Genomic DNA, 5,412 nt, shown 5'->3' on the forward strand with positions numbered 1-5,412 from the left:
CCTGCAGGTTGTTCACGGTGCGATTATAGAAGAACTGTCCATGATCCCAGCGTCCACCCTCGTAGCCCGCGCCGCCATAGCCAAAGCCGTAATTGATGCCGCCATAGAAGCCGACGCGGTCACCCCAATAGCCGGGATGGAAAATGAAGCCACCCGCAAACGCACCCCAGTAGCCAGGGGTCCATAACAATCCAGGTCGCGGCGGCTCCGCCCAAGTGCCAGGCACCCAATAGTAGTCGCCTCTCTCCTCGTCCCAGGACCAATTTCCGGGCGACCAGAGATAGCCAGGTCCCGGCAAGGGTGGCTGATCATAGGTCGGCAGCGGTGGTGGCGCGGTCTCGACAGCGTCGACAGGAGCGCAAGCAGCCTCTTGGGCAGCCGATGGCACGGCCCTCGAACAGAATAGAGCTATGACCATCGCCAAGTATGGCGAAAGAAGACGAAGTGTCATCAGCGGAGCCTCCTCTACGCGCGAGAGTAGTGAATAGGGGCGCTATTGAAGCGGGTAGTCGAATATGCGTGACAACATGAACGACTTGTGAACGTCCGGGAAATCGTGTGCGAGTGCCGTATGCGAGCTGATAAGCACGTTCAACCCTTTCATCGTCGGAGAAGCTGCGCAAAGAATTCGCAAAGACGTCGCGCGCCCTCAAAGAGCCCCGGACCGACCACTGGGTGCCGCGGCGCCTTGTGCCGCGAACGACGTCCCCGCGGACCAGCGGTCAAGATTGCAAGAGCGGCATCCTGCTTGACATCGACCGCCCTCCATCATCGCAAGGACAAGATCGTCGAGGCGCGTTCGGCATCGAAGGACTCGGCCTGATCTGCTAGTGCTTCCGGAATCGGTCAATCTCGAATTGGCAACGTATCCCCGGCACGGGGCCAGTCTCGTCCCTCACCGCGATCGCCATTTCGTATGGAGCGCCTCCGTCGAGCTTCGCCATGGTATCGCGCGCCATATCGGCCAACGAGCGGGCGGCTTCTTCCTGCACACGCTCCATGGCGGTAAGTTCCAATCCTTCCTCATCGATGGCGGGAGGATCTTATGAACGCGCGCCATTCGATCTTGTTGGGGGCAGCGCTTGTGCTTCTCGCACCTGGCTATGCTGCTGCACAGTCGGCCGATGAGCACTGTGCTGCGCTCAAGGAAACCATTCCCGCGGCGAAGATCGGTCTGCCTTCGGGGGGAGCCACGATCGAGTCGGCCGATGTGGTGGCGGCCTCGCCGCTAACAGCCGCGCAATTACCCTTTGGCCCCCTGCCGCCTTATCTGGCGGTGGTGCCCGCCGCGCCGGAATACTGCAAGGTGCTCGGCGCCATTGCGCCGCTTGATCCCAAAGCCCCGCCTATTCGCTTTCAGGTGAACCTGCCGTCGGAATGGAATGGCTCGTCCGTGCAATTCGGCGGCGGCGGCTTCAACGGTATGCTCATTACCGGATTGGGGTTGCCGCCTCTTGCACTGGCTGACAGCCCATCGCCGTTGGCGCGCGGGTTCGTGACTTACGGCACCGATTCCGGTCATCAAAGCCCCCCGGTACGCCGCTCCAGGCATTTGCTCTCAATGATGAAGCGCTGACGAATTTTGCCTATGCTGCCTACAAGAAGGCTCGCGATGTCGCGGTCGCGCTCATGCAGCGCCGCTATGGCCGTGGACCCTCCAAGCTATATTATGTCGGTTTTTCCGAGGGCGGCCGCGAGGGCATCACCATGGCCCAGCGCTTTCCAAACGACTTTGACGGAATCTTGAGCGGCGTGCCCGTAATTAATTGGGTCGGGCTGATGACCGCCTTCGCCCGCATCGGCGATGCACAGCTGGGTGAAGGCTGGCTCAGCCCTCAGAAGGTCAAGGTAGTTCAGGACGCCGTGCTTCAGGCCTGCGATCAGCTCGATGGGTTAGCTGATGGCATCATTAGCGATCCTGACAAGTGCAAGGAAGCCTTTGACCCGGCAAAGCTCGCCTGTCGCGGCGAGAATGAACCTACTTGCCTCACCGCTCCTCAGCTGCAGACAGTCAAGGCCGTTCAGAAGCCGCTCGAACTGAATTTCACTTTGGCCAACGGCAATCATACTTATCCCGGTTGGGGCTATGGCGGCGAAGCCGCGGCAGGCAGCGGACCAGTTGGCGGCTGGGTAAACTGGCAAACCGGAGCAACGGCGCCAGCCCTGCCGCCATCGCCAACCAACAGCATTGCCTGGGTCTTCGGCAGCGGGGCGGTCCAATATTTTTTCGCGCGCGATCCGAACTACGACCCAACAAAATTCGAGCCGTCCAAGCTGGCCGAGCGCATGAAAGAAGTCTCTGCCCTGATGGATTCAACGAAGCCGGATTTGTCGGCCTTCTCCGCACGAGGTGCCAAGCTGATCATGTTTGAGAACATGGCCGACTATGCCCAGAGTCCCTATGCCGGCATCGAATACTATAAGTCGGTGCAGGCAAAGATGGGCACAGCGAAAAGGGACTCCTTCTCTCGTCTCTATCTCCTGCCGGGCGTCGATCACATGGGTAGCGGCGCGCCGTAGCGGTCGACTTTTTCGCTGTGCTCACGGATTGGGTTGAAAAGGGCAAGGCGCCAAGCGAACTCACCGTGGAGCTTCAGGAGACCACGGCCCCGTTTACTGTGACGTCTACTCGGCCGCTCTGCCGGTATCCCGCCTATCCTCGTTACCGCGGCGGCGATGCCACGAAGGCCGAGAGCTTCCATTGCGAAGCGCCGTGAAAGCAGATGCAGCGCAGGAAGCGATCAGGTTAGGGGGATGTGATGGCTTTATTTAAGCGACGCTTTTCGTTGTTGTCGCCAGGTTCTCAAGACGGCGGCCGCAGGCGCCTCAACTTCTGTTGCTGCCACCTCCAATCGTTGGGACGCCACCAACAGCCTGACACTGATTCACGAGAGCTCATTCATCAAGAACTTTGACATCTACTTCCAGAACACGCTTGCGCGCGCTTACGAGAAGTTGACGGGCGTCAGGGTCAACTATGAGTTAGCCAGCGTCGGAAGCCTGCAGACGCGTGTCACCACGATCGCCGAGACCGGCAGCGGCGCCGATTCTCACATTGAACTTTTTCAATTGGCCTTTTCTTTATGATGACCTGCTCCCCAATTTGCCCCCGTTTAAGTAGAATCTGTTCTGGATTGATGCGTTTCCGCTGCACCCAAGGTCAGACGATCGACTCGGCCTCGATAAATGGTTCGTTACATCCTGATGGTTTTGCTTTCTTGCGGCCGTCGCCCATCGACGCTGTCGCGCAGACTACCCTATCCCGGCCCGAGCGCTTGGCTTCGTAAAGTGCCATGTCCGCCGCGTTCATCAGTTGAGAAAAGCTGACCATTTCATCTGACCGCTCGGCCACGCCGATGCTAATTGTGGATGCAATGTTAGCGTGGCGCGCGGAGAGCGGTGTCTCAGATACTTGTTTTCGTAGTCGCTCGGCCATTATCTGAGCTTCATGAGCGGCGGTTTGCGGAACCAGGAGAGCAAACTCCTCACCACCAATGCGCGCGATCACGTCTATCTCGCGCTTCGCGTGATTCGCAAGATTCGCCAAGTGAATGATGACTTCATCGCCAATCTGATGACCAAAACGATCGTTGATTGCTTTGAAGTTATCGATATCAAGCACCATCAACGTAAGAGGAGTGTTACATCGCAGCGCCCGAACCCACTCCCGGTTAGCCAATGTCAGAAAATGACGCCGATTGCAGATGCCCGTCATTCCGTCAGTGGTTGCCAGACGCCCCAGTTCCCTTGCGTGGTCTACGATGTCCGTGATCTCACTATACACGAGCATGCGCCCGCCCTCCGGCAGGACGCTCAATTTGCAGCGCAATATGGTGCCATTGTTCATCCGCAGGTCGACAGGCTTCGAATCGCCTGAGCGGACCCACTCAAGGCGCCGCGCCACGTAGTCTTCCATTTCGACCGACGAGAGGGCCGGCGCAGAGCGGTCGTAGTGCAGACGTCGGCCTTCGCGAATTTGTGCGGCTTCCTCGAGAAGTTCCTTATAGTGCGGCTTTTGTTCTCGTAACATCGCTGGCGTGCGATGCGAATGAAAGATCTTTAATATTGCAGAATTACAATAAACCGCTCGCAGACAACTATTTAGTATCAGCATCCCGCTTTCAACGTTGTCCAGTGCAGCGTAGAGAGTCTCGAGCTGCATTGATTGCTCATCAACGCCAGAGACGTCGAACTCTTTATTTCTGGCTTCACCTTTACGTTGTTCGATTGCCGTCATTGAGCACAACTATGCTAGATCGCCATCACTGCCCCGGGCGCGTTAAGCAGTGTGCGGGACGAAGCCTATTAATTTCCACTCTAACTACGAGTTTTTTCCTTGCAATCTTAGCAGTTGGTTAACGCCGGAGGCTGGAACCAACGGTAATCGACTTCTCGTCGCTCGGATCGTTATCGTAGATGCTGGTCAAGTCGTCAGAGTCGCCTGCTTTCCGGAGTGATCCTCCGAAGAAATAATCAATGCCGCGCGGGGCTTAGGTACGAGGCGCCCGTTTGCGCTTGATTGAATAACGCTGCCGCGGCTCTCCCATCCGTCGCCAACCGAACGCCTCGTCATCGTGCGGATTATCAGTTCGCCGACTACGAAATGGTCCGGAGATGACGGCTGATCAAACGCGTGACCAATTTTCGCGATCGAACTATCACAACTTTGGCTAGGCGATGAACACCGCAATGCGGCTACCCTAAAGAAACAGGAAGGAATTAAACCGAGCTGCCGGAACTAGCAAGGTCTCAGTGCAAAAAGCTTCCACCTAGGGATAAGCAGCGCAGAAAGCCTATCTAGCGAGATATTTGTCGAAGAACGCGGCCAGCTCGCCGAAGTGCTCCTTCGTCTCCGGCGCATCGGGATCGCCCAAATATTGCGCGTGCGACTGGCCCTCGAACACATGAAGGTCGGCGACAACGCCAGCCTGACGCAGCTTGCGATGAACGCGCACGGTGTTGGACAGGAACAGGTCGCGCGTCCCCGACGTGAGAATGGTCGGCGGAAAGCCCGAGAAGTCGCCATACACCGGCGACAGTTGCGGGTCCCTCAAGTCGTGGCCGTTGGCGTAGAGTTTCGCGGCCTCACCCAGCCAGCCGTCATTGCTGACGAGAATGTTGTCGATCTTCTCGTTGGTGAAGAAGGTGTCGCCCGTCTTGGTCATATCGGACCACGGCGTGCCGGGCGCGATCGCCCCCGGAAACGGCAAGCCCTCGGTCCGGGCGCGCAGCACCATCGCGAGCGTCATGCCGCCGCCGGTCGATGTGCCGAAGATCGCGATTCTTTTCGGATCGGTGGTCTTGACCACCTCCTTCCACACCGCCATCGCGTCATCCATCGCGGCGGGGTACGGGAAGTCCGGCGGCATGCGGTAGTCGATCGAGATCACCTTGAACTTGCCGAAGCCCGCC

General features: G+C 58.1%; 5 protein-coding genes and 2 pseudogenes. 3 read left to right on the forward strand and 4 right to left on the reverse strand.

The features are described from left to right. A pseudogene (locus tag JOY90_RS00500) lies at positions 1-190 on the reverse strand (hypothetical protein); the annotation flags it as partial. A gap of 30 nt (positions 191-220) precedes the next feature. Beyond that, positions 221-451: pseudogene (locus JOY90_RS40010) on the reverse strand (hypothetical protein); the annotation flags it as partial. A 594-nt stretch (positions 452-1,045) separates the two neighbouring features. Here JOY90_RS40010 and JOY90_RS00510 point away from each other — a divergent pair. The 3 genes from JOY90_RS00510 to JOY90_RS00520 are packed head-to-tail and all read left to right on the forward strand — an operon-like array spanning position 1,046 to position 2,717. After that, the gene (locus JOY90_RS00510; protein WP_291689219.1) at positions 1,046-1,576 is read left to right on the forward strand and encodes a tannase/feruloyl esterase family alpha/beta hydrolase; all 531 of its coding nucleotides are present in this window, start codon (positions 1,046-1,048) and stop codon (positions 1,574-1,576) included. After that, entirely contained in the window at positions 1,573-2,520 is a 948-nt protein-coding gene (locus JOY90_RS00515) for a tannase/feruloyl esterase family alpha/beta hydrolase (RefSeq protein ID WP_291689224.1), read from the forward strand. Before JOY90_RS00510 ends, JOY90_RS00515 begins: the two co-directional genes overlap by 4 nt. Positions 2,521-2,537: 17 nt before the next feature. Continuing rightward, positions 2,538-2,717 carry a tannase/feruloyl esterase family alpha/beta hydrolase gene (locus tag JOY90_RS00520; RefSeq protein ID WP_291689220.1) on the forward strand — a complete coding sequence of 60 codons (180 nt, stop codon included), beginning with the start codon at positions 2,538-2,540 and terminating at the stop codon, positions 2,715-2,717. A gap of 443 nt (positions 2,718-3,160) precedes the next feature. Here the strand turns inward: JOY90_RS00520 and JOY90_RS00525 are convergent, their stop codons facing one another. Continuing rightward, on the reverse strand, positions 3,161-4,237 hold the full coding sequence (locus JOY90_RS00525; protein WP_291689221.1) for a sensor domain-containing diguanylate cyclase: 1,077 nt from the start codon (positions 4,235-4,237) through the stop codon (positions 3,161-3,163). A gap of 556 nt (positions 4,238-4,793) precedes the next feature. After that, positions 4,794-5,412: alpha/beta hydrolase (locus JOY90_RS00530; RefSeq protein WP_291689222.1), on the reverse strand; the 619-nt coding region annotated here is incomplete at its 5' end.

The sequence above is a fragment of the Bradyrhizobium sp. genome, assembly GCF_019242285.1.
Lineage (GTDB): Bacteria > Pseudomonadota > Alphaproteobacteria > Rhizobiales > Xanthobacteraceae > Bradyrhizobium.

Coding starts and splice junctions, on each gene's coding strand:
- JOY90_RS00510 (WP_291689219.1), top strand. CDS start 1,046: ATGAACGCGCGCCATTCGATCTTGTTGGGGGCAGCGCTTGTGCTTCTC.
- JOY90_RS00525 (WP_291689221.1), bottom strand. CDS start 4,237: ATGACGGCAATCGAACAACGTAAAGGTGAAGCCAGAAATAAAGAGTTC.